This is a genomic window from uncultured Mailhella sp. (assembly GCF_947631555.1).
GTDB lineage: Bacteria > Desulfobacterota > Desulfovibrionia > Desulfovibrionales > Desulfovibrionaceae > Mailhella.
The window spans coordinates 1-25,077 of record NZ_CANRLT010000024.1 but is presented as its reverse complement, the minus strand read 5'-3'; the positions used below and the strand labels follow the sequence as shown (position 1 = coordinate 25,077).

The following is a 25,077-nucleotide window of genomic DNA, read 5'->3' as shown; positions in this document are numbered from 1 at the left end:
GATGCCCCGATCTTAAAGACCGCTACGGAAAAGGCAATGTTTGTGTGCAGGGTGTTGTTGCGCGCCCGCCCTCTGGCGTGGCGCGGTTCCTATTCGATGAGAGCTTAGGTAAAAACTCCGGCGTTTTCCGCGATGACAAGATTTTTCGCACCGGAAATGTGAACGCTGCGGTCGCCGCAGTTTTTGGGCGTCCGCATTCCGGGACTGAACACCACGCTCATGACGCGCTTTTCCCGAAGCGCTCCACTGCGGCACACAGTGCGGCGCAGAGCTGTTCTGTCTCCGATTCGGAGGCCGTCAGCGGCGGCATGATGTAGGCCGTTGTCCCGAAGGGGCGAATCCACACACCGTGTTCCACGAAGAAGGTCTGCCAGGAAGCCACGTCGATGGGATGTTTCATCTCGATGACGCCGATAGCCCCCAGCACCCGCACGTCAGATACGCCGGGGCTGCCGCAGCAGGGGGACAGCCCGTCCGTCAGCCATTTTTCCAGACGCTGGACGCGGCTTTGCCAGGGAAAAGTCAGAAGTTCGTCCAGAGACGCGCAGGCCGTGGCACAGGCGAGCGGATTGCCCATGTAGGTGGGGCCGTGCATGAACGCGCCACCGCCGCAGCGGGCGTTTGAAATGCCCGCTGCCACACGGTGCGTTGCGGCCACGGCAGAAAAAGTCAGCATTCCTCCCGTGAGAGCCTTCCCGCAGCACAGAATGTCGGGCGTGATACCAGCCCATTCGCAGGCGAAGAGGCGACCCGTCCGCCCGAAGCCCGTGGCGATCTCATCGGCGACGAGCAGCACGTCCAGTTCGTCGCACAGCGCCCGGAGTTTCTTGAGGTAGCCGGGATGGTAGAACCACATGCCGCCAGCGCCCTGTACTACGGGTTCAACGACGACGGCGGCGGTTTCGTGGGCGTGAGTGCGCAGGGTCGCATTCATGGCGGCGAAGGCCGTCTCGCCGTCCTGGTCAGAAAGGGAGAACTCCTGCGGGTGAGTGCGTCTTTCCCCATGCATCAGACTGGAGCCGGGAAAACGGCAGGCCGGGCGTTCTGCAAAAATCTGCTGCGGCAGGGCGCCGCGAAACAGTCCGTGCATACCCGTCACGGGGTCGCAGAGCGACATGGCTCCGAGAGTGTCGCCGTGGTAGGCTCCGCGGAGTGCGACAAAGCGGGTGCGTTCCCCGTGCCCTGTGGCTTTCGCGTACTGAAGAGCCATTTTCATGGCGACTTCCACGGCCACGGAGCCGGAATCCGCATAAAAAAGATGTTCCAGTCCGGCGGGCAGGACAGAGAGGAGCTTTTGTCCGAGCCGGACGGCGGGTTCATGGGTGAGTCCGCCGAACATGACGTGCGAGAGACTGGCGCACTGGCGCTGCATGGCGTTGATGACGTGCCGATTGCCGTAGCCGTGAACCTTGCACCACCACGAGGACATGCCATCGATGAGCTCCCGCCCGTCGCCGAGGCGTATCCTGCACCCGTGCGCTCCGACGGCCAGCCGGTTTTCCAGCGGGTTCAGCGCTGAGGTGTAGGGATGCCACAGGTGGCGGCGGTCGAAGTCCAGCAGTTCGGCACGGCGTTCTTCAGTCAGAGAGTCGTCCCATGCGAGCAGATGCCTGGCTGCCGTTTCCAGACGATCGGCCAGCCGGTCGAGAGCGTCGGTGTTGCCCCAGTCCGCAAGCCCGGCGTCCCACGGAATGTCTGCCAGCAGCGGGACGTTTCGGGTACGCCCTTCTTCCTGCAGACGTGCGGCGTTGTCGGCGAGTATGAGGTCTTCGGTCTCCGGCGTCGTGCCTAGGTCGTGCGCTGCGGGCGGTGAGGTGCGGCACAAAACCATGCCCGCAACGGACAGGCCGCTTTTTTCCAGTGCATCGAGAGAGAGCAGCGCGTGGTTGAGGCAGCCGAGGCGGTTCCCTATGACAAGGAGCACGGGAAACCCCGCCGCACACAGCAGATCCAGCAAATATTCCTTCTCGTTGAGCGGGACGTAAAGCCCACCCGCGCCTTCGACAAGGGTAATACCATCGCCGTTAGTTGCAGAACGCAGTTCCGCAGCCAGCTCCTCGGCGTGGAGACGGCGCTTTTCGAGCGCGGCGGCGAGGTGCGGGGAACACGGGGCACGGAACGTCTGTAACGCTCTTCCGGAAACGCCGCAGCGTTGATAACGTTCCACGTCTGGGGCCAGTCCTTCCGGTGTGCAGCCCGTCTGTACGGGCTTGATGGCGGAGGCGTGCACTCCCAGACGGGTAAGGGCCGAGAGCAGCCCGCAGGTGACGGTGGTCTTGCCGGCGTCCGTGTCGGTTCCCGTGACGAAATAGACTTTGCGCATGATTCAGCCTAGTCCCTGACGCCCAGCGTCCGCATGAGTCCGGCGTCGAAGTCCGCTTCCGCTCCGGCAGTGGTGAGGTAGTCACCCGTCATCATGCCGTTGGCGCCCGCGGCGTAAAGCCAGCTTTGCCACGTCCCGAGCACATGGCCGCGGCCTCCGGCGATGAGGATGTCGCGGAGGGGATTGACGATGCGGAACAGGGCAATGCTTCTGAGCGCTTCCTGTGGGGAAAGCTTGGGCATAGCTTCGAGAGGCGTACCGGGGATGGCGTTGAGCAGGTTGACGGGGATGGAATCCACGTTGGCTTCCGCAAGAGTGAAGGCAAGTTCGACGCGCTGCGCCAGGCTTTCGCCAAGGCCGAGAATGCCGCCGCTGCACACCTGCATTCCCGCAGTCCGCGCTGCGTGCAGGCTTTCCAAGTCTTCCTCGTAGGCGTGCGTGGAACAGATGCGTGGGAAGAAGCTGCGCGCTGTTTCAAGATTGTGGTGATAGCGGGTCATTCCGGCTTCCGCGTAGCGCCGTGCCCGTTCCGGTGTAAGAATGCCGAGAGAACCGCAGACATTGATGCCTACCTCGCGGACGATACGCTCCACGGCGCGGCAAAGCCTGTCCGCATCCCGTTCATCGAGTGCCGTGCCGCTGGTGACGATGCCGAATCGAAGATCTCCGCAGGCTTTGGCATGGGCTGCTCTTTCCACGAGAACGTCCGTACTGACAAAGGGATAGACGGGAGTATCCGTTCGATAATGGGCAGACTGGGCGCAGAAGGCGCAGTTTTCGGGACAGCGCCCGGATTTGGCGTTGACGATGCCGCAGTTGAAGAACGAGGGAGAAAGCGCCGCCCGGACAGTGCCGCCGAGGGTGATGAGATCCAGTGTGTCGCGGACGGGCAGCTCGGCCAGAGAAACGGCTTCCTCGGTCGTCACCAGTGGGGAAGGTCCGTCAAGACGTAGTTGTGCGCCGCTGAGACGGGCAAGCACGGTGCGGAGAAGGGGATCCATAACAGCTCCTGACGCAGGAAATTTTTCGTTCCCCCTCAGAAAACTCCCAGCGGAGCATATTGTCAACTTAAAAATTTACAAAAGAAGGTTGACGTTTTTTTTGCGAATACCGGGCCTTATCTTTCGCGGGTGGAGTGTCACCTTGTCCGTAGGCGCAGAAACGGTAAGACGTCCCGGCATCATCAACATTCTGTATTGGCGTCTCTCCACAGACAGAGAAGTGACTGCCTGGACGTAATTCGGCAAGGTGTCCTCTCCAGAACACAGCTTCAGCCTGTGTACTGGGGAAGACCAGGTAGCAGAGGCTCTTCGTGCAGATTTTTTTCTCTTTACGAAAACTGGATTAATGGCTATCTTAACTTTATGCCCGCAGACACGGGCGCTTGGCTTTCTGGGCACATCTGTCTCAGGCGGCTCTTTCTTTGGGGGCGCATTGGTTTCGACGGGGATGCTGGAAGCGCTGGTTGCAGGTCGAGGCGCCGCTGGCCTCGTAAAAAGCGGCAACAAAGTAATTGCCAACAACGATTACGAATACGCCTACGCTGCGTAAGCGGCAGGCACCCTGACGGCACTTGACCGTCACGCCGAACCGGCTGATGTCTGATACGCCGGTAAGGTGTCATCTCATCAGGCTGGCGAACGTTTTTTCCTTTTGGAACGGGCGCGAGGAGGTTACGGAAGGATAACTGAAGGAGGCCTGTCCGTGGGCTTCTCCTGAGGCGAAAACCTGTTTGCGGACTATACCTGTAGACGCTGGACGTGGACCTTTCTCGGACGGGAGTTCGACTCTCCCCGCCTCCACCATATTGAAGCTTGGAACGATAAAGGTTCTTATCGAAAGGAGTCTCATCGTTCTTGGATTTGTTGGGGATTGTCTCCCCTGAGAAAAGAAAGCATGGGCTTTGCGGCTCATGCTTTTTGGGTTAAGAACCAACTTCGGCTGTGCTTGGGGGCTTAACCAAAAAAGAGGCCCCTTGCGGGGCCTCTGAGCATTCCTTCGGAGAAGAGACTTACTTGATTTCGCAGACAGCGCCGGCTTCGGTAAGTTCCTTCTTGGCGGCTTCGGCGTCTTCCTTGGACACGCCTTCCTTCAGGGTGGAGGGAGCGCCGTCCACCTTGTCCTTGGCTTCCTTGAGGCCGAGGCCGGTCAGAGCACGCACAACCTTGATGACGCCGATCTTGTTGGGACCGATTTCCTTCAGGATAACGTCGAATTCGGTCTTTTCTTCCTCTGCGGGAGCTGCGGCTGCGGGAGCAGCGGCAACGGCAACGGCAGGGGCGGCGGCGGAGACGCCGAACTTTTCTTCGAGTTCCTTGATGAATTCAGCCAGTTCGAGCACTGTCATGTTGGCGATAAACTCAACAACCTGTTCCTTGGTGATATCGGCCATGGTAATGACTCCTTACATTCTTTGACTTTAAGGGTGGATGAAACAGAGGTTCCAGGCGCGCAGAAACTTACGCGGCCTTCTTTTCTTCTATAGCCTTGAGAGCGTACAGAAGAGGACGAACCATGTTTGCCATGAGAGACACAAAGTTGGTGGGTACGGCGTTCATGGTAGCCAGAGCCTGGGCGAGCAGCTGTTCCTTAGAAGGCAGCTTGGCAAGATCAGCGACCTGTGCGGGGCTGAGGGCCTTGCCGTCAAGACTGGCCTGCCGGATTTCCAGCTTGTTGTTGCTCTTGGCATAGTCCGTGAGAGCCTTGGCCACTGCGACCGGATCCTGGAATCCAAGGGCGATGGCACAGTTGTCCTTCAGCGAAGGGGTGATGGAACTGTGCTCAGTGTCAGTCAAAGCGATACGGGCAAGCGTGTTCTTGACGACGTGATATTCGCCGCCAGCGGCGCGCAGCGCCACACGAAGCCCGGTCAGCTCTTCCACCGACATACCCTTGAAGTCGGTCACAACCGCAAACGAAGCACGGGAGGCACATTCCTTCACCTGCTCGATGATTACGGCTTTTTCAGACCTGTTCTTCACGTGATGCTCCTCACGATTGGGTGTTTTGTCCTGTGGAATGCCGAGCCAAAGAATCTTGTCTGAGCAGGACGATTAAGGCTTGCGCCGCCTGCCGTCTTCGACCCGAAATTCCTTCCCTAGCCTCTATATGGAAAGGCAGACTGAAAAGGCGCCCGCCTAGCCTTCAATAAATTTTTTGAGCTGACTCACGTCCACCTTGAAGCCGGGACCCATGGTCGTGGAAATCGTCAGGGAGAGCATATACTGTCCCTTGGCGGCTGACGGCTTCAGGCGGTTGACGGCATCCAGCAGAGCCTTGAGGTTGCCCATGATCTTTTCGGGACCGAAGGAGACCTTGCCGAGGGGGGCATGGAGTACACCGGCCTTATCAACCTTGAAGTCCACACGACCAGCCTTGAGTTCGTGGACGGCCTTGGCCACGTCGAAGGTCACGGTGCCGGTCTTGGCGTTGGGCATGAGTCCACGGGGACCGAGTACGCGGCCGACCTGACCAACGAGAGCCATGACGTCGGGAGCGGCGACGGCGGCGTCAAATTCCAGCCAGCCTTCCTTGATCCGCGCCACGAGGTCTTCGGCGCCAACCACATCGGCACCCGCATCGCGGGCTTCAGCCTGTTTGTCGCCCTTGCAGAAGACGACGACGCGTACGGTTTTGCCGAGACCGTGCGGCAGAGAAACCGCACCGCGAACCATCTGGTCGGAGTACTTGGGGTCTACGCCCAGCTTCAGGGCGACATCCACCGTTTCATCAAACTTGGCGAAGGCAGCACCAAGAGACTTGGTGACCGCATCCTCCACGGAAAAACGCTGGGTCAGGTCAACGCCTTCCAGCGAATTGCGATATTTCTTTCCATGCGTAGGCATGTTTTTATCCTTTGTTTGCGCTTGTCGTCTCGAATCTCCTGCCGGGCATGTGCATCGGCAGTACGGCCGAATCCAACGAAATAGGCGCGGCGCGATGGAACGCGCCCTCATGTTGCCACGTCTCGGACGCCTTCTTGCCGCGAAGGTGTCTTACTTGACGTCCAGCCCCATGCTGCGCGCAGTACCCATGATGGAATGTACCGCGCCGGCGAGATCCTTGCAGTTCAGATCAGGCATCTTCAGTTTGGCGATTTCCTCGACCTGAGCCATGGTGACGGAACCGACCTTGTTACGGTTGGGTTCGCCGGATCCCTTCTCCACCTTGGCGGCCTTCATGAGCAGCACCGGGGCGGGGGGCGTTTTCGTGATGAAGGTGAAGGAACGGTCGGCATAGACCGTAATGATCACGGGAATGATCATACCCTTCTGATCCTGAGTACGGGCATTGAACTCCTTGCAGAAACCCATGATGTTCACACCGTGCTGACCCAGCGCGGGGCCAACGGGCGGGGACGGATTGGCTGCGCCAGCGGGGATCTGCAGCTTGATCTTGGCAACTTCTTTCTTGGCCATTGTTTCTATTCCTTATTTTGCGGTCTCAGGCCGGGGCCAGACTGCTGTCGATGAAAGAACCGGAAAACAGTGCGGGCTTATCCCTTGGTTACCTGGATGAAATCGAGTTCCACCGGCGTCTGACGGCCAAAAATTGACACGGACACCTTGAGTTTGCCCTTGTCATAATTGACCTCTTCAACCGTGCCATTAAAACCGCCGAACGGTCCGTCAACAACGCGAACCTCGTCACCGCGGTCAAAGTTGAACTTGGGACGAGGCTGTTCCTGACGGGTTTCCATCAACGAAAGGATACGCTCCGCCTCACCCGGTCCCATGGGGGCCGGCCGGTTCTTGCCCCCCACAAAGCCGGTGACTTTGGGGATGTTTTGAACCATGTGCCAGGACAGATCGGTCATCGTCATGCGAACCATGACATAGCCCGGATAGAACTTCCTGGTGGTGGTGCGCTTCTGCCCACCCTTGCCCAGCTCGATAACGCGCTCGGTGGGCACAACGACTTCATGGATACAGCCATTGTCCTGTCCGGAGCGCATCAGTTCTCGGATCATCTGTTCCACGCGCTGCTCGAACCCGGAATAGGTATGGAGAATATACCAGTGTCCGGCGTCCTGAGAGGGCGCATCCGTAGACTGGACGGAACGATCGGTGATGCTTTCTTGCTCAGCCATTGTGCTTTACCCTGAGTGTGGAAAGAGACGTTTCGAAGCGATCCTCTATGAAAGGATCAGACGGACGACGCTGGAAAGAATCAGATCCACCACTCCGAGAAGGATGGCCATAACGGCGACAAAGCCGAGCACCACCACGCTGGTGGTGCGGGTCTCTTTCCAGCTGGGCCAGCTCACCTTCCGCAGTTCAAGGCGCGAAAGGATCAGATAGTCTCTGAAATCCGCAAAGCGCGCCGCAAGACCGCGACGCTCACCGGCGTTCTGCGCGGCTTTGCCGGAGGCGGCAGAGGCAGACTTGGCCTGCGAACTCGTTTCTACGGCGTCACTCTGTTTCTTGCTCATGATAGCCTCAAAACTGAAAAGGCAAAAGAATGGCAGGCCAGGAGGGATTCGAACCCCCAACATGCGGTTTTGGAGACCGCCGCTCTGCCGTTGGAGCTACTGGCCTGCGCTATGAAGCACTACTTGGATTCGCGATGCTTGGTATGTTTCTTGTCCCAGGGACAATACTTCATAACCTCAAGACGACCGGTAGTGTTCTTCTTGTTTTTAACCGTGGCGTAGTTACGGCGCTTGCATTCGGTGCATGCAAGCAGAATATTCACGCGCATGGTATTACTCCAGAATTTCAGTCACCACGCCGGAGCCGACGGTGTGACCGCCTTCGCGGATAGCGAAGCGTTCGCCGGGAGCCATGGCGATGGGGTTGATGAGATCGACTTCGAAGGTAGCGTTATCACCGGGCATAACCATTTCCACACCTTCTGCCAGCTTGATGACGCCGGTGATGTCGGTGGTGCGGAAATAGAACTGGGGGCGATAGCCGGAGAAGAAGGGCGTATGGCGGCCGCCTTCGTCCTTGCTCAGAACGTACACTTCGGACTTGAACTTGGTGTGAGGCGTGATGGACTTGGGCGCAGCAAGAACCTGGCCGCGTTCCACTTCGTTACGCGCGATGCCGCGGAGCAGGGCACCGATGTTGTCGCCGGCCTGGCCCTGATCGAGCAGCTTGCGGAACATTTCAACGCCGGTCACGGTCGTGGTGCGGGTGGGACGAATACCCACGATTTCCACGCTGTCGCCAACCTTTACGATACCGCGTTCCACACGGCCAGTCACCACGGTGCCGCGGCCGGAGATGGAGAACACGTCTTCGATGGGCATCAGGAAGGGCTTGTCGGTCTCGCGGACGGGATCGGGGATGTAGCTGTCGCAGGCGTCCAGAAGCTCGAGGATGCACTTGGCGTCTTCAGACTGCCAGTCATCGCAGTTCAGGGCGTTCAGAGCGGAGCCGCGGATTACGGGGATGTCATCGCCCGGGAAGCCGTTGGCGGTCAGCAGTTCACGCATTTCCATTTCGACGAGGTCGAGCAGTTCGGGGTCGTCCACCTGGTCGCACTTGTTCATGAACACGATGATGTAGGGCACACCCACCTGACGGGCGAGCAGGATGTGCTCACGGGTCTGGGGCATGGGGCCGTCGGTGGCGGCCACCACGATGATGGCGCCGTCCATCTGAGCAGCGCCAGTGATCATGTTCTTGATGTAGTCGGCGTGACCGGGGCAGTCAACGTGAGCGTAGTGACGCTTGTCGGTCTCGTACTCAACGTGCGCGGTGGAAATGGTGATGCCGCGTTCCTTTTCTTCGGGGGCCTTGTCGATGTCATCATACGCGATGAACTTGCCCTGACCCCTCATGCCGGCGACCTTGGTGATGGCTGCGGTCAGAGTGGTTTTGCCGTGGTCGATGTGGCCGATGGTGCCGATGTTAACATGCGGCTTAGAGCGATCAAATTTTTCCTTGCCCATGATAGTCTCCTGAATGGTTACTTTGCCTTGCTCGTTTGAGCAGCACTCGCTGTCCTGCCCCCGTTAAATACGGAAGCAGCCCTGAAAAACACGAACCTCGACGCGCTTCACAGAACTGGGAACCCACATTGACGCGGCAGGTGGAGCGGGAAACGAGATTCGAACTCGCAACCCTCAGCTTGGAAGGCTGATGCTCTAGCCGTTGAGCTATTCCCGCCTATGCCGTAGTCCCCTGACAGCGCGTACTGCCTCCTACAGCTATACCAGCTATAAAAGCTGGTGGTGGGGGGTGGATTCGAACCACCGAAGTCTTACGACGACAGATTTACAGTCTGTTCCCTTTGGCCGCTCGGGAACCCCACCACGCTATGCGAAAGAAGCCATGAACCTGCTTTCGCCGCAACCGGAAGAAGGAGCGTGGCCTTCACCGGCCAACCCGGACGAACTGCCCGGGAAATTTGGAGTTCTTCTCAACGTCACTCCGAAATATGGAGCTGGCGATGGGAATTGAACCCGCAACCTGCTGATTACAAATCAGCTGCTCTGCCAGTTGAGCTACGCCAGCAGCAGGTAAGGGAAGATAGCGCGTACAGGATGCTTTTGCAAGCGGAAAATTCCTTTCCGGCCGGCTCCCCGTGTCCAAGTCCTGTTTTCTATACAAGACGCGGCCGTTTGTAAAGCGGATTTCCGGTCTTTCAGAAAAATTTTTCACGGCGTGGCTACGTTTCCAGTCTGCTTCTTTCCCGTCCTGCAAAGGCATGATGTCCGCACAGGGCAGGGCAAGAGGACTGGACATCTGGATTCACGGAGTCACTGTGAACTGATACGCCCGCTTCAGATCCAGATATGTTTCCGCCGTGCGGCGAAGATCTTCGGAGGTAAGGCGTTCCATCTTTTCAAGATTTTGCAGTGCGTAGTCCAGGGGCCGCTCGTTCAGCACGTTGGCCGCGCCTTCCGCGGCACGCACGGCGCGGCTCTGGCGTGCCCGGTAATAGTCGGTGAAGGCTGTGGCTCTGGCGCGCTCCAGCGTTTGTTCGGGAAGCGGTTCGGCGCGCAGTTCGCCCACGATGCGCTCAAAGGATGCTCTGGCCCTGTCCAGATTCTCAGGCGAAGCGATGATGCCGAAGCCCAGAAAGCCCGTCTTGCGATCGGCCCAGTCCACGGGGAAGACGGAGTAGCCGAGGCTCTGCTTCTCGCGCAGATCCTGATAGAGTTTGCCAGTGAAGCCGCTCAGAGCCTCGGAAAGCAGCCGCAGGGCCGGACGGTCGGGAGAATCCGTGCCTGCAGTGGGGAAGAGGATGAGGTAGACTGCCTGGTCACGGCCGGGGAGCTTCAGATCCAGTGTGCGCGCAGACGTCCACTTCGGTTTTTCAGCCGTAAGCGGCGGTTCAACGGACTGGGGCAGGGAGGCGGCAAAGCGCAGTATTTCCTCGCGGTCGAAGTCGCCTGCTACGGACAGCACCCAGGGGCGTGCGGCTTGCTTTTTCCAAAACGCCGCTACATCGTCCCGCGTGTAGGCGGCCACCCGTGCAGGGGCGCCTGCATCGCGGTGTCCGTAGGGGCCGACCGGGAAGAGAAAGTGCCGCAGGTTTCGCCCCAGAAGGCCCATAGCGCTGTCCTCACTGCTGGCGATGGCCGCAAGCTGTTCACGCCGGACGCGTTCCACGTCCTCGGTGCGAAACGCGGGCTGTTCCAGAACTTCCTTCATCAGGGAAAGGATGTCGGCTCTGAAGTGGGCCGGGGCGTCCAGTTGCACCGTGAACTGACGCAGGGCACTGCCTGCGCCCAGAGATGACGCCCGCTCGGAGAGATATAGGTCGATGTCGCTCCGTGTCCTGGACGCCGTGCCCGTGGTCAGCGCCGCAGCCGTCAGTGCGGCCAGTCCCTCTTCTTCGTCACGTGCCAGCAGCTCCCCGCCGGAAAAGGCCAGCGTCGCAGAGACGTACGGCAGGGAAGGATCAGGCAGCAGAACCAGCGTCCGGCCTTCTCCCAGTGGAACAATGTCCGGTCGCAGGTTCGCGGCTTTCTTTCGGGCCGTGTCCTTGTCCGCGGTCTGAGCTGCACCTGGCCAGCCTCGCATCAGTGACTGCCGTGCTTTCTCCCCGTTCAGGCCGGAGGCGTTCACTGCGGCGGGAACCAGTGCCGTCACGGACAGCGCATCCGGCCGCAGCCAGCGTTCGATGACCTGCTGGAGCCGAGCGTGATCCACATGGCGCACGGCAGAGAGATAGCGTTCACCGCCCAGACTGGACGGATCGTAGAAATATTCGTGCCCCAGAAGTTCGGCGATGCCGGAGATCTTTTCCTGGGCCCGCAGGTAGCTGTCTTCAAGATTGAGCCTGGCCCGTGCGATCTGCGCATCCGTAAAGTCCGCGGCCTTGAGCATGGCCAGCGTTTCGCCCACCCCGTGCAGAAACGTCTCCACCTTGTCCGCATCCATCTGGGCAAGGATAAGGAAGGCCCCGGCCCGTTCAAAGTTCATGGCTGACGTGCTGACCTCGTCCACCACGGGCGCGTCGATGCGGAACCGGCGCGGCAGCAGAGCCGTGTCATCACCGGCGAGCAGGTGTGCCAGCACGTCTGCCGCGGGAAGCAGTTCATCCCTCATGCCCGGCAGAGGAAACGACAGGGACACGAAGGCCTTGTTCCACGGCCCCGGCTGCACGTCCACCACCAGTCCGCGAGCCAGTTCCGCAGGCTCGAAGGATGATTCCACCCGAAGAATGTTGCGGTTTTCGTAGCCGCCAAAGAGTTCCTTCGCTTCGCCCAGCACTGGCCCGGACTGCACGTCGCCCACGACCACCAGCACCATGTCGCGTGGATCGTAGCGGCGTTCGATGTAGGCGCGCATCATCTGTGGCGTGGCCTTTCGCAGGGTGTCTTCCTTGCCGATGACCGGAAATTCGTAGGGTGTGCCCTTGAGCGTATGCCCAAGCGCCGTCTGAAAGAGCCGTGTCATGGGGTTGTCACCCCGCTGCTTCTTTTCGGCGATGACCACTTCCCGTTCGGCGTCCAGATCCTCTTGTTTGAGCAGGGGATCGAAGGCCAGGTCGCGCACGGCCCGCAGCGCCGTCTTCCACTGCGCCGAGGGCAGATCCGTGAGATAGGTGGTCATGTCGTAGGATGTATAGGCGTTCATGGAGCCGCCGGCGTTCTCCACCAGCTTGTCCACGCCCGCGCCGCTGGTCTTCGAGCCTTTGAACACCATGTGTTCGAGCAGGTGGCTCAGGCCCGCCTCTTCCGGCTTTTCCCACGCGGAACCCGCCTTGACGAAAAGGCGTACCGAGACAAGTGGGAAGCGCCGGTCTTCCTTGATTAATACAGAAAGTCCGTTCTGAAGCCTGTACGTCTGAACATCGGAAGAGGCGGAGGCTGTGCAGTACGGTACGGCCCCCAGGAGAAAGGAAAACGTCAGTGCAGCACCGGCAAAAAGTGTGCGAAAGCGCATGGCAATACCTCAAATCGTTAGTGTCGCGGCCGCGGGAAGATGGGATCGCCGTTTTTCCCGAAAGGAATCAGAAGGTGCGGGCCACAGCCCTCTGTGTGTCACAGTCCGGCGTTTTCCGCCATAGTTTTCCACCGCCTTTTTCGTGACAAAATATTACCGGCGTTCCTGGCTCTCGACAAGCTCCCTGTGCGGGCGTACAAAAAAAGTTCGACATTCCGACAGCGCAAAGGAAATTCTTCGTGGAAGAGATCACTATTACCGTCACCATACTCTGCTGCACCGCTTTTTTCATCGCCGGATTCGTGGACGCCATCGCCGGAGGCGGAGGACTTATCACCGTGCCCGCCCTTCTGCTCTGCGGCGTACCGCCTCACACCACCCTCGGCACCGGCAAATTCGCCAGCACACTGGGTTCTCTCACTGCGCTGTGGACCTTCGCCCGTAACCATCTTGTGGAAATGCGCATCGCTCCCGCCGGTTTTCTGGCAGCCGTGGCCGGTTCCATGGCCGGGGCTGCGCTTACTCTGCTCATTGACAGTGCGCTGCTTGGCCGCATCCTCTTCTTTCTGCTCCCCGTGGGGCTTGTGCTGTCCCTGCTCTCCGGGCGCAGCTTTTCCGAAGAAGCACCACTGCCAGAGCGCGGACTCTGGCTGCGGGTTCTCCTCGTGGGCTTTCTTATCGGCATGTACGACGGATTCTTCGGTCCCGGCGCAGGCAGCTTCTACATCATCGCCCTGCACTTTTTCCTGCGCATGGGGCTGGTCAGGGCCTCGGCCACGGCCAAAGTCTTCAATATGGCCTCCAACGCCGGAGCCTTCCTTATGTTTGCCACGGGCGGAACAGTGGTGTATTCTCTGGGAGTGCCGCTTGCTGTGTCCAGCATTCTGGGCAACCAGCTCGGTGTGCGTCTGGCCATCCGCGTGGGATCTCGCGCCGTGCGTGCCTTTCTCTATGTTACCCTGAGTCTGCTCCTGGCGACGCTGGCCTACCGTTTTTTCCTTTCCTGAAGCGACCGGCACTGTTCTCTCAATCCCTTTTTACTCCCCGGAGGTATACCATGTTCGGTGCAGTTATCGGCGATATTGCAGGTTCCCGTTTTGAAAGGTTCAACTACAAAGGCAAGGATTTTGATTTGTTCATGGCCAGATGCCACCCCACGGACGATAGCGGCATGACGCTGGCCATAGCCTGGGCATTGCTCATGTGCGATGGCAACCTGGAAAAACTTGGCGAAACGGCCGTCCAGTGTATGCGTAATATCGGCTATCGCTATCCCCATCTCGGCTACGGAGGTCACTTCCGCGCCTGGTTGCGTGCGCAGGAGCCTCAGCCGCCATACAACAGCTATGGCAACGGCGCAGCCATGCGTGTCAGCGCCTGCGGCTTCGCGGCCTCGTCTCTGGAAGAAGCGCTGGACATGGCCCGCCGCGTCACCGAAGTCACCCATAACCACCCTGAAGGTCTGCGCGGCGCAGCGGCCACCACTGCCGTCATCTGGCTGGCTCGTCAGGGAAAGAGCATGGACGAAATCCGCGAACACGTCTGCCGCAACTATTACTCACTGGATAAAACACTGGACGAGATCCGGCCTGACTACCACTTCGACGTTTCCTGTCAGGGATCCGTGCCGCAGGCCATCGAAGCTTTTCTGGAAGCCACGGACTTCGAGGATGCCATCCGCAACGCCATTTCCCTTGGCGGCGACAGCGATACCATTGCGGCTATAACCGGGGGCATGGCAGAAGCGAAATTCGGTGTGCCCGAAGAGCTGCGGCTCCGCGCTCTGCCTTTCCTTGATGCGCCGTTCGCGGCCATTATCGAGGCTTTCGAAAAGCGCTTCGGTCGTCCCGTTCCGTACAATGCCTAAGGCTCTGCGCCTGCCCTTTTTTCATCAAGAGGTCCTTTGAGGTTTGAACTTCCCCTGTCAGGGGAAAAGAGTGATTGACAAAACGGCGAGGCCGGTGAAATCCTTTTTCGTAACCCCCTCCCTTCAGTGAGGGGTAATCCGCACGCCTTCTTTCTTGTCGGCTGCCGTGGCAGTCGACAGAAAGGCCGACTGTGGATTGAAATATACGGCTGCACTTTCTTTCATAGCCCCGAAACAAGGAGAGGAGTTTCATGGGACATCACCTCATGCTTGAAAAACAGTCCGCCTACGGACGCATGATCGACAGACTTAACCGCTTCCCTCAGGGTGCGCCTGCCTCGGATACGCTTTACGCCATCCTTAAAATGCTCTTTACGGAAAAGGAAGCGGATCTCGTGGCGCAGATGCCGATAAAACCCTTTACAGCCAGGGACGCGGCCGATCGCTGGAAGATTTCGGAGACCGAAGCGCACAAGATACTCGACAACATGGCTGGCCGTGCACTGCTCGTGGACCTGGAAGTCAATGGTGAACAGCAGTACTGCCTGCCTCCGCCCATGGCTGGATTCTTTGAATTTGCCATGATGCGTGTACGCACGGACATTGACCAGAAGGCTCTGGCCGAGCTGTACCATCAGTATATTAATATAGAAGAAGACTTCATGCGGGAACTGTTCGTCACCGGCGATACCGGTCTTGGCCGCGTCTTTGTGCAGGAACCCGCGGTGAAGGAACCCTACGCCATGGAGATTCTCGACTGGGAAAAGGCTTCGGAAGTCATCGAAACAGCCAGATACCGCGGCATCAGCATGTGTTACTGCCGCCACAAGAAGCAGCACCTGGGCACGGCCTGCGATGCCCCCATGGATATCTGCATGACCTTCAACACCGCCGCCCGGTCTCTCATCAAGCACGGCCATGCCCGCGAGGTGAGCAAATCGGAGTGCATGGAACTGCTCCATCAGGCATGGGAACACAATCTGGTGCAGTTCGGTGAAAACGTGCGTGAGGGCGTCAACTTCATCTGCAACTGCTGCGGCTGCTGCTGCGAAGCTCTTGGGGCGGTCAAGCGTTTTCAGATGACCCAGACGATCCACTCCAACTTCATCATGCAGATGAACGAGGAAAACTGCGTGAAATGCGGCCGCTGCGCCCAGATTTGCCCCGTTAACGCCATCACGCTGGTCAAGGACGCCGACGGTAAGCGACACATGGACTTCAACGCTGAACTCTGTCTTGGCTGCGGCGTCTGTACCCGCGGCTGCGCCAAGAACGCCATCACGCTGGTTCCCCGTCCCGAACGCACCATTACCCCCCTGAACACCACGCACCGCGCCATCGTCATGGCCACGGAACGCGGCTGCCTTCAGGATTTGATTTTTGATAACCGTATGCTCTTCAGTCATCGTCTGCTGGCCGCCGTGCTCGGCGCCGTACTCAGGATGCCTGCTCTCCAGAGAAGCCTGGCTCAGAAGCAGCTCAAGTCCCGCTTCATCGAAAACTTGAGCCGCAGGCTCTGACAAGCACACCGTCAGTCTCACTGCGACTGCCCCTGAAAAACGCCCCCGGAAGCATGGCCTTCGGGGGCGGTGTCATATCGGAGCGCGTTATGTAGAAGGGGAACGTCTCCTTGTTATGGTATGAGGGGGCGCGTTGCCTCCACGTTCCACAATTTAAGTGGCTTCCAGTGTACGGCTCAGTTTTTTCTGCTGAAAAATTCCCGCATGAGAGCGAGCATCTTCTTCACGTCCACAGGTTTGGGCAGGTGTCCATTCATCCCGGCTTCCAGCGCCTTTTCCCGATCTTCCTCAAACGCGTTGGCAGTCATGGCGATAATGGGCAGGGTCGCCAGTGCCGGGTCTTCCATGGCGCGGATGATGCGGGTGGCGGAGTAGCCGTCCATGATGGGCATCTGTATGTCCATGAGGATGAGGTCGTACCAGCCCGGTTGGGACTCGCGCACCAGATCGCAGGCCTGCTGCCCGTTCTCGGCACACTCCACCTGAAAGCCGGCTTCGCTCAAAATTTCGACGGCGATTTCCCGGTTCAGTTCGTTGTCCTCGGCCAGCAGTATGCGCTTGCCCGTAAAGCAGTCTTCCATCTGAAGAGGCTGCGGTTCCGACTCCTCGGTGGCGTGTCCCAGACTGCGCTCCAGCGTCCGATGGAGATCGGAAGCAAAGAGCGGCTTACTGATGAAGCCGGTGACTCCGGCCTGCCGTGCCTCTTGTTCAATATCCGCCCAGTCGTAGGCGGACATGAGGATGATGGGGGAATCGTTGCCTACGATCTTGCGGATCATGCGAACGGTTTCTATGCCGTTCATTTCGGGCATGGACCAGTCCACGATATAGACTTCAAAAGGATCGGACAGTTCAACGGCCTCGGTGGTGCGGGCGACGGCTTCATGACCGGACAGCGCCCATTCAGCCCTCATGCCGATCTGACGGAGCATCTTGGACACGCTCTGGCAGCAGACCATATCATCGTCCACCACCAAGCCCCGGAACCCATTCAGTTCCGCGATGGGAGCCATATCCCGATGCTCGGCGGTGAAACGCAGTTCCAGCGTGACGGTAAAGGTCGTGCCTCGTCCCTGTACGCTGTCCACGGAGATGGTTCCGCCCATCATGTCCACGATGGTCTTGGTGATGGCCATGCCAAGACCGGTACCCTGTATGCCGCTGACGGTGGAGTTGCGTTCCCGCGTGAAGGGCGCAAATACGGTTTTGGCGAATTCCCGGCTCATGCCGATGCCGTTGTCACTGACCTGGAATTCGAAGACGCCTCTGCCTGCGGAACGGGAGGGCTTCTGCGTGACCCGAATGGACACCGTGCCTCCGGAGGGAGTGAACTTGATGGCGTTGGAGGTCAGGTTCAGCAGAATCTGATTCATCCGCAGCCTGTCGCAGAAGATTTCCTCGTCCACCACGTCCACAATGTCGATGAACAGTTCCATGTGCTTGGCATGGATATCGGACTGAATGATGTTTCGCAGCCCCTGCAGAATATCTGCCAGGTTTTCCGGCCTTTCGTTGATGGTGACCTTGCCCGACTCGATACGGCTCATGTCCAGGACGTCGTTGATGAGCGAAAGCAGATGGTTGGAAGCCTGCGCAATCTTGGCCAGATAGTCCCTGGCACGCTCGCTGTTGTTCAGATGCGTGGAGGCCAGAGCTGTGTAGCCGATGATGGCGTTCATGGGAGTGCGGATGTCGTGGGACATATTGTTAAGGAAGGTCGTCTTGGCGGCGTTGGCTGCGTCTGCCGCGTGAAGCGCAAGTGACAGTTCCTGCGTTTTGGCTTCAAGACTGCTGGTGGCGTGGAGCACTTCCAGCTTCAGCTTCTTCTGGTTGCGGTTCCGCATCACCAGCATGACCAGAGTGAAGGCGAATGTCAGGAGAAAGATCAGGCCAACCGTACTGTACGCCGGGTTCTGGTACAGGAAGGCGATTAGACTGAGACTGTTGGCCTGTCTGTCGATCTCACGGGCGACGATGGCGTCAATCTCCGTATCGGTAATACTGTCCACGCCCTTGTGCAGCAGGGAAAGCAGGTAACGTCCTTCCTCGACGTTCCGGCCCACGGCACAGGAAAAGGAGGTTCTCCCGAACACCGAGGACGTCAGCCGGTTGCGGAAATCATCATGAACAAACTGTGCCGCGGTATAGGCATAAAGGATGGTGGCGTCCGCCCTTCCGTCCAGCACGGCCTGGGTGCAGTCCTGTGTGGAGGGGTAGGCAGTCATGATATCGTTTGGATACCGGCTGTAGATGTAGCTGTTCAGCGCTTCGGCCCGCTCCAGGATCGCCAGACTTTTTATCGGTCCGGTAAAGTCTTTCCGGGTCAGACGGGCAAAGTTGGTTTGGAAATAGGGGACGGTGATCTGGTAGCCCTCTTCTTCCGCCAGATAATAATCGCCGGTAAAGTCCAGAATCACGTCCGCCGCCCCCGCCTCCAGGAGAGCGTAATACTCGCGCCGGTCTTTCACCGGCAGAAACTCGTACCTCAGGGTGAGCCGTTCGGCCAGCTTCTGAAAGACGGCGGGGAGTATGCCCTGGGCCTGGCCGTTCTGGAAATATCCGTAGGGAACGCGGTCTGGGTTGAACAGCAGCCGCAGGGGTTTGCCCGAGGTGTTGAGCTTTGTCAGGAAAGCACGTTCTCTGGCGTTCGGGACGATGGCGCCGGTCTGATCAGTGGCATAATACGCCTTGTGGAGCACGTCCCGCCAGTTGGGGTCGTGAAGCTCCATTTCGTCAATGGCCGCATTAATCTGGGCCATGAGGTCCGGGCGATCCGCACGCGTACAGATATAAAAGGGACTGGCGTCGAAGGATTCCAGCATCCACTCGTTTTTCAGCTGCCGCAGGCTGCCGGTCACGGCCGCGTCCACCTCGCCTTTTTGAAGCGCTTCGGCAAGCTGAACCTGAGAGGAAAAGTATACGGGCCGGAAGGTGAACTGGTGCTGTTCGGCAAAGCGTTCGAAATTGGCGTTTTTGGAATTTCCTTCCAGCATCCCCACAGCAAGACCGTTGTAGGTGGAATAGTCTCCTTCCACCACTTTCTGATTGCCCGCCTTCACCGTGAAAATGGTGGAATTTACGCCGATGTCCTGCTTGGAGAACAGAAACTCCTTTTCTCGTTCCGGATTTTTGGAGACGGAGGTGACAATGTCCACCTCGCTCCGGCGGAGCATGTTCAGGGCGTCGGCATAGGAGCCGTCGTAGCCCAGATACTCGTAAGACCAGCCGCCGTGTATGGCCAGACGCTGGAGAAATTCATAGCCGTAGCCGTCTCGCCGCCCGTCCTTTTCGATGACCTGATAGCCGGGAAAGGCGAAAAAGCCCACGCGGAGAACCTGCGTGGATTTAGGAAAGGCCGAGGCCTGCGGACACAGTGCCGTCAGAAGGAACAAGACGAGCAGAACAAGGCACGCCCGGCATCTTTTTTTCATAGGTCAGATCCTCTTCTTCGGCCTGGTCACAGGGGGAATAAGGACATGGGGAGAGATGCCCCGGCCGAACTTGTCCAGCGATATGACGCGCGGGATAACAAGCGTTCGGGCGCCAGACAGGAAGCTCTTTCCGGCCGGCGGCATCGAGGAAAGCCTGATACGGTCTCGCGCATATCAAAAAGGCTTGTCTAAGGCTATTCTATTTTAAGAGAGAAGACAAGAGTGTTTTCTCTGTAGAGCTGGCGTGGACGAAGCTGACATTTTCCTATGTTATTCCATAAAGCAGCATAGTCGAGATCTGCCTGCGCTCGTTTTCAGGAAAGCGCTGCCGTCCTTTCTTCAAAAGCGGAAAAGATTCATCTGGCAAGTTTACATGTCTACGGCTTCGAAGACGGCGGCGACGCCCTTGGGAGTGCGGAGTTCAAGCTTGGAACCGGAGATGTTCCAGGAGGTCACCTCAGGGAACATTGCGCGCATATTCTGAGCCTGTTCCTCCCCGTGCGGACAAAGGCGCAGGGTCGCACCGCCTTCGCTGAAGCTCAGCTCCTGCCCGCGGCGCTTCCAGCCCATGAAGAAATTGTTGCAGCCGTCCGAACCTGTGGCCTTGTCCTTGTCGGCGAAAATGAGATGCGGTTCGGTCTGGTCGGGGAACGATTGCACGGGCGTCCCGTGGAGTTCGCGCAGCCGCCAGTAGGTTCCGACGAGCGGTGCGGAGGCGTACTGATCTGTGGAGCAGACGCCGCCCTTATGTACCTGGAACACGTTTCGGACATCAAGCAGACCGTTGCGCAGGCTGCCTTCCAGAATCACGGTGGCGCTGCCTTTGCCTGCCAGTGCGTTGAGCTGGGAGTAGCCCCTGCTGGAAACGTTCACACCGAGGTCGCGCAGGGAGGTACATTCCGAAAATACGGGTTTGCCGTCCACACGCCGCAATTCGCCCTCCAGAAAGAGCGAGGTATCGGGCAGAGGCAAGTCTGGGGCGGGGGACAGGAACAGGATGCGCGAACCATAAAGCATGGCCAGGTCTCCGCCTTCAGAATTACGGGTAATGCGCAGAGGTGACAGTTCACCGCGGGCGATTTCGATGACTCGATTACGTTCCTTTTCCAGCCAGGTTCCCAGAGTGAGGCCTTCCGGCCCGCGTATAAGGGCGACGCCGTTGTTTTCGAGAAAAAGTTCGACTTCGCTGTCTTGAGGATGCGCCAGCCTGCCACGGTAGCGCGCCGGAACCTTCAGTGCCGGAAGCCGGTATTCCCCTGGTTTTGCCTGACGCAGCAAGACTTCTGGGCGGCTTTTGAGCGAGACGGTTTGTTCGCCGTCCGTGAAGAACAACGCTTCGGTACCGAGCAGAACGGCGGCGGAGAGACGCACGTCGGAGGTCACCATCTGCGGCAGATAATAGATGCGGAAGGACAGATCCGTACCGGAAGTGGGTTTCAGTATCATGGCCAGAGGACGGGAGCCGCCGCGCAGGGGATAGATCTGAACGTCGAGCGTGACCTGCGGGGGCAGGGCGATGCGTTCACGGTAGAATAGGCGGCCTTCCAGGCGTCCCACCTTGACTTTGCTTCGGTTCCAGGTCTCACTGTGACCGTCTCTGTCCGTGAAGGTCAGTGTACGTGAGGATGAGGACTTCAGCGTCAGGGTACGGGTGCCGGTTTCGCCGCCCGGTGCGTCCAGCGTGGTGAGACTGAGCGTCTCGTGGTTCAGGTTCCAGGAGAGTCCGGAAACAGCCGCCTGTCCCGGCAGACCGAGCGTTCCGTCTTTGTCGAGGCAGTAGATGGCGCCCTGTTCATCGATCCATACGCCGCTGATGTCGTGCTCGGCAGTGAACAGGGATCCGCACGAAGTCAGCAGGAAGGTTAAAAGCAGGATGGGGAGTATTCTGAACATGATATTCTCGGAGAAAAGAGGTCAGGCAAGAGCCACGAGGTCATAGTCCCGTGCCTCAGTGATATCGGCTTCGACCAGCGCACCCGGTTCTACGCCCGGACCGCTGATGTAGGTGAGTCCGTCTGCTTCTGGAGCCTGAAACCAGGCTCTGCCGGTATGCAGACCAGGCCATTCTCCGGAGGGAGCGTCCACCAGAATGTCGAGACGCTGCCCTTCATAGCGGGACAGGAGTTCTGCACTGATGCCGTTCTGCAGTTCCATGAGTGCGTCGCGCCGTTCTTCTTTAACGGTGTCAGGGATCTGATCAGGCATGGCTGCGGCTGCAGTGCCCTCTTCTGGCTGGTAGGCGAAAACTCCCATATGGAGAAAGCGGTTTTTCTCCACAAAGTCCATAAGCGTCTGAAAATGTGCGTCCGTCTCACCGGGGAAGCCTGTCATCATGGTGGTGCGCAGGGCGGCGTCCGGGAAGTATTCCCGCACACGATCCACGGCTTCCTGCGGGTTGCCGGCAAAGGGGCGTCCCATGCGGCTGAGTACATCGGGATGTGCGTGTTGCAGTGGAATATCGAAATAGGGGACGAAGGGTTTGCCCGCGTCACGCAGGAAGCGCAGCAGGGCGGGCGTCAGACCGGCAGGGTAGAGGTACATGAGGCGCAGCCGTTCCAGTCCGTCCAGCGTAAGGAGTTTTTCCAGCAGAACTCGGGGATCGCTGCCGAAATCCGTGGCGTAGGCTGTCACGTCCTGAGCGACGAGGACGAGTTCCTTCACACCGGAGGCCGTCAGCGCGGACGCCTCGGCCGTCAATGCGTCGAGTGGTTCGGAGACGTACCTGCCCCGTATGGATGGAATGGCGCAGAACGCGCATTGATGGCGGCAGCCTTCGCCGATCTTCAGCCATGCGTATGCAGGGCCGGTACTGAGCAGACGTCCGTCCGAAGTCTCCGGCAGGGCAAGAGCGGCTCGAAGCTGCGTGGCCCAGCCGTCTATGGCGTTGGTATGCAGCCAGAGATTCACTTCTGGTATCTCGGAGGCAAGAGCATCAATACCGTAGCGCCCGGGCAGGCATCCGGCCACCGCGAAAAAAGGACGTTTGCCCTGGGGCAGACCACTGATGTCTTCGGCCGTCTGGAGCACGGCCTGCACGGATTCCTGCACGGCCGGAGCGATGAAGGCGCAGGTATTGATGAACACGAGGTCTGCCTGTTCGGGAGAAGACACGGTGAGAACCGGCCCCAGCGAACCAAGCAGGCGTTCGGAATCAACACGGGTCTTTGGGCAGCCGAGGCTTTGGGAATAGATGCGGAGCATAGGGCGTCACTCGGGAGTTTTTCATCGTTCTGTGCGGGCGGTGTCGCTTCCGAAGAGCAAGGCGCGGAACAGGGGGCTTGTCAAAGACAACGCACCTGCTATACCCCTTTTCTCATGAAAACGTTATTTCGGCAAGGAGTGGCTGTGGAAGCTCCTAAAAAACTTGTTCTGGCAACGCGCAATCCGGGAAAGGTGCGCGAGCTGCGCGGCCCGCTTTCCCGCTTCGGCTTTGACGTTCAGGGGCTGCCCGAAGATTTTCCCGAAACCTTGGAGACCGGGACCACATTTGAAGAAAACGCACTGCTCAAGGCTCATGCAGCGGCCCGAAGTCTGGGGCTGCCCGTCATTGCCGATGATTCCGGCCTCGAGGTGGATGCCCTGGGAGGCGCTCCCGGTGTCCATTCCGCCCGCTACGGCGACGACTGGCCCGGGAAAGAAGGTGAGACTCGGGATCAGCGAAACAACCGCAGGCTGCTGGACGCCCTGCGCGGTGTGCCGGAGTCACGGCGCACGGCACACTTTCATTGCTGCATGGTTATGGTCTGGCCGTCAGCATCCTTCGAGGAGTTGGTGGCGCACGGCGTGTGGGAAGGACGCATCACTGAATGCGCCAGAGGCGAGAACGGTTTCGGCTATGATCCGCTCTTTCTCGATCCCGAACTGGGACGCACCGGCGCGGAACTGAGCCGGGAAGAGAAGATGGCCCGCAGCCACAGAGCCAGGGCTCTGAAACGCCTTCTTGAGACCCTTGAACGCCGGAACGCGCAGCAAGACTGAGCGCGTCAGCGGCGCTTCTGCACGACGATGGCGGCGCGCAGGGAATCGTACACCGGCGGACAGCGCAGAGTGTTGGCGGTCCAGAAGGCGACATAGGCTACGATCAGCGTTCCCGGCAGGCAGGCCAGTGCGCCTGACATCTCAATGACCAGAGCCGTGCCCGTGAGCGGTACGCGCACCATGGAGACGAAGAAACCAGCCATGCCGTAGATTATGCAGGTGGCCCAGTCTTCCGGTGAAATCAGCCCCAGGGCCAGCAGACTCTGTCCGCACACGGCTCCGAACAGTGCCCCGATGCAGAGCATGGGCATAAGAATGCCCCCGGGCACATTGCCGGTGTAGCTGAATACGGAAAAGGCCGTTTTGAGCAGGCACAGGCCGGCGAGGACGCCCAGGCAGGAGGCGGGATCAGCCGCCAGCGCACCGGTTTCGATGACCAGATGTTCCCCGCCGCCCAGTACTGAGGGGCAGAGGAAGCTCAGGACAAAGCTTGCCAGCAGAGGCGGCAGAATGCGCCAGCGCTGAGAGAGCGGGGAATGGAGTGCTTCCAGGTTTTTGCCGCCGAGCAGTGCCTTGTTGTACAGTACCCCGGCCACGCCGGTGAGCAGACCCAGAGCGGGCAGAATCCAGACCTGCGCCAGCGGCAGCGCCGACATATCCGAGAAGGGGAAGATGCGGCCGAGTCCGAACAGCCAGCGGGTGGCAAGAGCCGCGCTGACTACGGAACAGGCCACCATGAGTGCGCCGCCGCGGGTGAATCTGTTCTTCATTTCCTCGAAGACAAAGAGGAAACCGGCTGCGGGGGAGCCGAAGGCCGCGGTCATGCCTGCGGCGGCTCCGGCTGCAATATGGATGTGTCCTGAAAAGGTGAAGCGTTCCCAGAGTCCGCCGAGAACTGAGGCCGTGGCCGCGCCCATCTGGATGCAGGGGCCTTCCCTCCCCAGGGAAAGCCCGCCCAGCGTCGAAATCAGGCAGGCGGCGAATTTGGCGGGCAGCACCTTGAGCCAGTCCATGCGGGAGAGGTGCAGGCGTCCCGCGACTACCAGTTCAGTCTGCGGAATGCCGCTGCCGGAGATAAGGGGCACGCGGATGACCAGTTCTCCGAGCAGACGTGCGGCAAGCACGAGGACAAGCAGCCAGAGCGGAGCGATCCACCACCGTTCTCGCCATGCGGCCAGCCACTGCGCAATATACGGGGCGGCCGTGTCCCGTGCAAGGCGGAAGCAGCAGATGACGGTTCCGGCCGTCAGACCGATGGCCGTGCCTTCCAGCGCGAGGAGGCCGAGGTTGGCCCAGCGTGTAAAATTTTTTCTGCGGTGATGTTCCATGACTTATCTCTGAAATCCTGCGCGGAGGAACCTTAGTACAGACCCGCGATGGAGACAAGCGAACGGGGCGGCACAACGGCGTTTTTTATCAAAAGTTCCTTTGTGGTTTGGGAGCTCCTCCATCAGTGGGAAAAGAGTAGTTGACAAGAGGCGACCCCGATGAAATTCTTTTTCTTAACCTCTCCCCTGGCTGCCGGACGGCGCGGCGCGTGCGCCGCTGATAGCGAGCAGGCCGTGCGCAATCGGGCTTTGCCCGCTCAAGTATGGTTGCGGCCAGATCGCGG

At 59.2% G+C, this 25,077-nt stretch carries 19 protein-coding genes, 4 tRNA genes and 1 other RNA gene; 5 read left to right on the top strand and 19 right to left on the bottom strand.

Features of this window, described 5'->3' with window-relative positions; translation table 11 throughout:
• Nucleotides 1-217: 217 nt before the first annotated feature.
• Nucleotides 218-2,323 carry an adenosylmethionine--8-amino-7-oxononanoate transaminase gene (gene bioA, locus Q0Z94_RS05140; protein ID WP_298067950.1) on the bottom strand — a complete coding sequence of 702 codons (2,106 nt, stop codon included), beginning with the start codon at nt 2,321-2,323 and terminating at the stop codon, nt 218-220.
• An 8-nt stretch (nt 2,324-2,331) separates the two neighbouring features.
• Nucleotides 2,332-3,324, bottom strand: coding sequence for a biotin synthase BioB (bioB, locus tag Q0Z94_RS05135; RefSeq protein ID WP_298067949.1), 993 nt, complete (start codon nt 3,322-3,324; stop codon nt 2,332-2,334).
• Between the two features lie 424 nt (nt 3,325-3,748).
• Here bioB and ssrA point away from each other — a divergent pair.
• Nucleotides 3,749-4,128, top strand: a transfer-messenger RNA (tmRNA) gene (gene ssrA / locus Q0Z94_RS05130).
• A 206-nt stretch (nt 4,129-4,334) separates the two neighbouring features.
• Here the strand turns inward: ssrA and rplL are convergent.
• The 13 genes from rplL to Q0Z94_RS05065 form a co-directional block, all read right to left on the bottom strand.
• The gene (gene rplL, locus Q0Z94_RS05125) at nt 4,335-4,715 is read right to left on the bottom strand and encodes a 50S ribosomal protein L7/L12 (RefSeq protein WP_298067948.1); all 381 of its coding nucleotides are present in this window, start codon (nt 4,713-4,715) and stop codon (nt 4,335-4,337) included.
• Nucleotides 4,716-4,782: 67 nt separating this feature from the next.
• Nucleotides 4,783-5,304 (bottom strand): 50S ribosomal protein L10, encoded by a 522-nt coding sequence (gene rplJ, locus Q0Z94_RS05120; protein ID WP_298067947.1) that lies wholly within the window; start codon nt 5,302-5,304, stop codon nt 4,783-4,785.
• A 156-nt stretch (nt 5,305-5,460) separates the two neighbouring features.
• Nucleotides 5,461-6,168, bottom strand: a complete 708-nt coding sequence (rplA, locus tag Q0Z94_RS05115; RefSeq protein WP_298067946.1) for a 50S ribosomal protein L1 — start codon at nt 6,166-6,168, stop codon at nt 5,461-5,463.
• A 150-nt stretch (nt 6,169-6,318) separates the two neighbouring features.
• Nucleotides 6,319-6,741 (bottom strand): 50S ribosomal protein L11, encoded by a 423-nt coding sequence (gene rplK, locus Q0Z94_RS05110; protein ID WP_298067945.1) that lies wholly within the window; start codon nt 6,739-6,741, stop codon nt 6,319-6,321.
• 77 nt (nt 6,742-6,818) lie between these two features.
• Nucleotides 6,819-7,412: a transcription termination/antitermination protein NusG gene (gene nusG, locus Q0Z94_RS05105; RefSeq protein ID WP_298067944.1), complete on the bottom strand. Its 594-nt coding sequence runs from the start codon at nt 7,410-7,412 to the stop codon at nt 6,819-6,821.
• Nucleotides 7,413-7,457: 45 nt separating this feature from the next.
• Complete coding sequence (gene secE, locus Q0Z94_RS05100; RefSeq protein WP_298067943.1) at nt 7,458-7,754, bottom strand: preprotein translocase subunit SecE; 297 nt, start codon at nt 7,752-7,754, stop codon at nt 7,458-7,460.
• A gap of 30 nt (nt 7,755-7,784) precedes the next feature.
• Nucleotides 7,785-7,860 (bottom strand) — tRNA-Trp (locus tag Q0Z94_RS05095).
• A gap of 13 nt (nt 7,861-7,873) precedes the next feature.
• Nucleotides 7,874-8,023, bottom strand: coding sequence for a 50S ribosomal protein L33 (rpmG, locus tag Q0Z94_RS05090; protein WP_298067942.1), 150 nt, complete (start codon nt 8,021-8,023; stop codon nt 7,874-7,876).
• A gap of 4 nt (nt 8,024-8,027) precedes the next feature.
• A complete protein-coding gene (tuf, locus tag Q0Z94_RS05085) occupies nt 8,028-9,221 on the bottom strand; it encodes an elongation factor Tu (RefSeq protein ID WP_298067941.1) in 1,194 nt (397 codons plus the stop codon).
• A gap of 141 nt (nt 9,222-9,362) precedes the next feature.
• A tRNA-Gly gene (locus tag Q0Z94_RS05080) sits at nt 9,363-9,438 on the bottom strand.
• Nucleotides 9,439-9,498: 60 nt separating this feature from the next.
• Nucleotides 9,499-9,584, bottom strand: a tRNA-Tyr gene (locus Q0Z94_RS05075).
• Between the two features lie 126 nt (nt 9,585-9,710).
• Nucleotides 9,711-9,786: transfer RNA gene (locus tag Q0Z94_RS05070), tRNA-Thr, on the bottom strand.
• 237 nt (nt 9,787-10,023) lie between these two features.
• Nucleotides 10,024-12,669 (bottom strand): pitrilysin family protein, encoded by a 2,646-nt coding sequence (locus tag Q0Z94_RS05065; RefSeq protein ID WP_298067940.1) that lies wholly within the window; start codon nt 12,667-12,669, stop codon nt 10,024-10,026.
• 239 nt (nt 12,670-12,908) lie between these two features.
• Here Q0Z94_RS05065 and Q0Z94_RS05060 point away from each other — a divergent pair, with 239 nt between their 5' ends.
• The 3 genes from Q0Z94_RS05060 to Q0Z94_RS05050 all read left to right on the top strand — a co-directional run bounded on the left by Q0Z94_RS05060 (nt 12,909) and on the right by Q0Z94_RS05050 (nt 16,056).
• The gene (locus Q0Z94_RS05060) at nt 12,909-13,676 is read left to right on the top strand and encodes a TSUP family transporter (RefSeq protein ID WP_298067939.1); all 768 of its coding nucleotides are present in this window, start codon (nt 12,909-12,911) and stop codon (nt 13,674-13,676) included.
• Nucleotides 13,677-13,726: 50 nt separating this feature from the next.
• On the top strand, nt 13,727-14,536 hold the full coding sequence (locus tag Q0Z94_RS05055; protein ID WP_298067938.1) for an ADP-ribosylglycohydrolase family protein: 810 nt from the start codon (nt 13,727-13,729) through the stop codon (nt 14,534-14,536).
• A gap of 251 nt (nt 14,537-14,787) precedes the next feature.
• Nucleotides 14,788-16,056 (top strand): 4Fe-4S dicluster domain-containing protein, encoded by a 1,269-nt coding sequence (locus tag Q0Z94_RS05050; RefSeq protein ID WP_298067937.1) that lies wholly within the window; start codon nt 14,788-14,790, stop codon nt 16,054-16,056.
• A 176-nt stretch (nt 16,057-16,232) separates the two neighbouring features.
• Here Q0Z94_RS05050 and Q0Z94_RS05045 read toward each other — a convergent pair whose 3' ends face one another.
• The 3 genes from Q0Z94_RS05045 to rimO form a co-directional block, all read right to left on the bottom strand.
• The gene (locus Q0Z94_RS05045; protein ID WP_298067936.1) at nt 16,233-19,487 is read right to left on the bottom strand and encodes a response regulator; all 3,255 of its coding nucleotides are present in this window, start codon (nt 19,485-19,487) and stop codon (nt 16,233-16,235) included.
• Nucleotides 19,488-19,856: 369 nt separating this feature from the next.
• Nucleotides 19,857-21,380: an META domain-containing protein gene (locus tag Q0Z94_RS05040; RefSeq protein WP_298067935.1), complete on the bottom strand. Its 1,524-nt coding sequence runs from the start codon at nt 21,378-21,380 to the stop codon at nt 19,857-19,859.
• 21 nt (nt 21,381-21,401) lie between these two features.
• Nucleotides 21,402-22,688 carry a 30S ribosomal protein S12 methylthiotransferase RimO gene (gene rimO / locus Q0Z94_RS05035; RefSeq protein WP_298067934.1) on the bottom strand — a complete coding sequence of 429 codons (1,287 nt, stop codon included), beginning with the start codon at nt 22,686-22,688 and terminating at the stop codon, nt 21,402-21,404.
• A gap of 144 nt (nt 22,689-22,832) precedes the next feature.
• On the opposite strand from rimO, the gene rdgB reads away from it, so the two are divergent.
• Nucleotides 22,833-23,465 carry an RdgB/HAM1 family non-canonical purine NTP pyrophosphatase gene (gene rdgB / locus Q0Z94_RS05030; protein ID WP_298067933.1) on the top strand — a complete coding sequence of 211 codons (633 nt, stop codon included), beginning with the start codon at nt 22,833-22,835 and terminating at the stop codon, nt 23,463-23,465.
• 5 nt (nt 23,466-23,470) lie between these two features.
• Here rdgB and Q0Z94_RS05025 read toward each other — a convergent pair whose 3' ends face one another.
• On the bottom strand, nt 23,471-24,793 hold the full coding sequence (locus Q0Z94_RS05025; RefSeq protein ID WP_298067932.1) for a chloride channel protein: 1,323 nt from the start codon (nt 24,791-24,793) through the stop codon (nt 23,471-23,473).
• Nucleotides 24,794-25,077 lie beyond the last annotated feature (284 nt).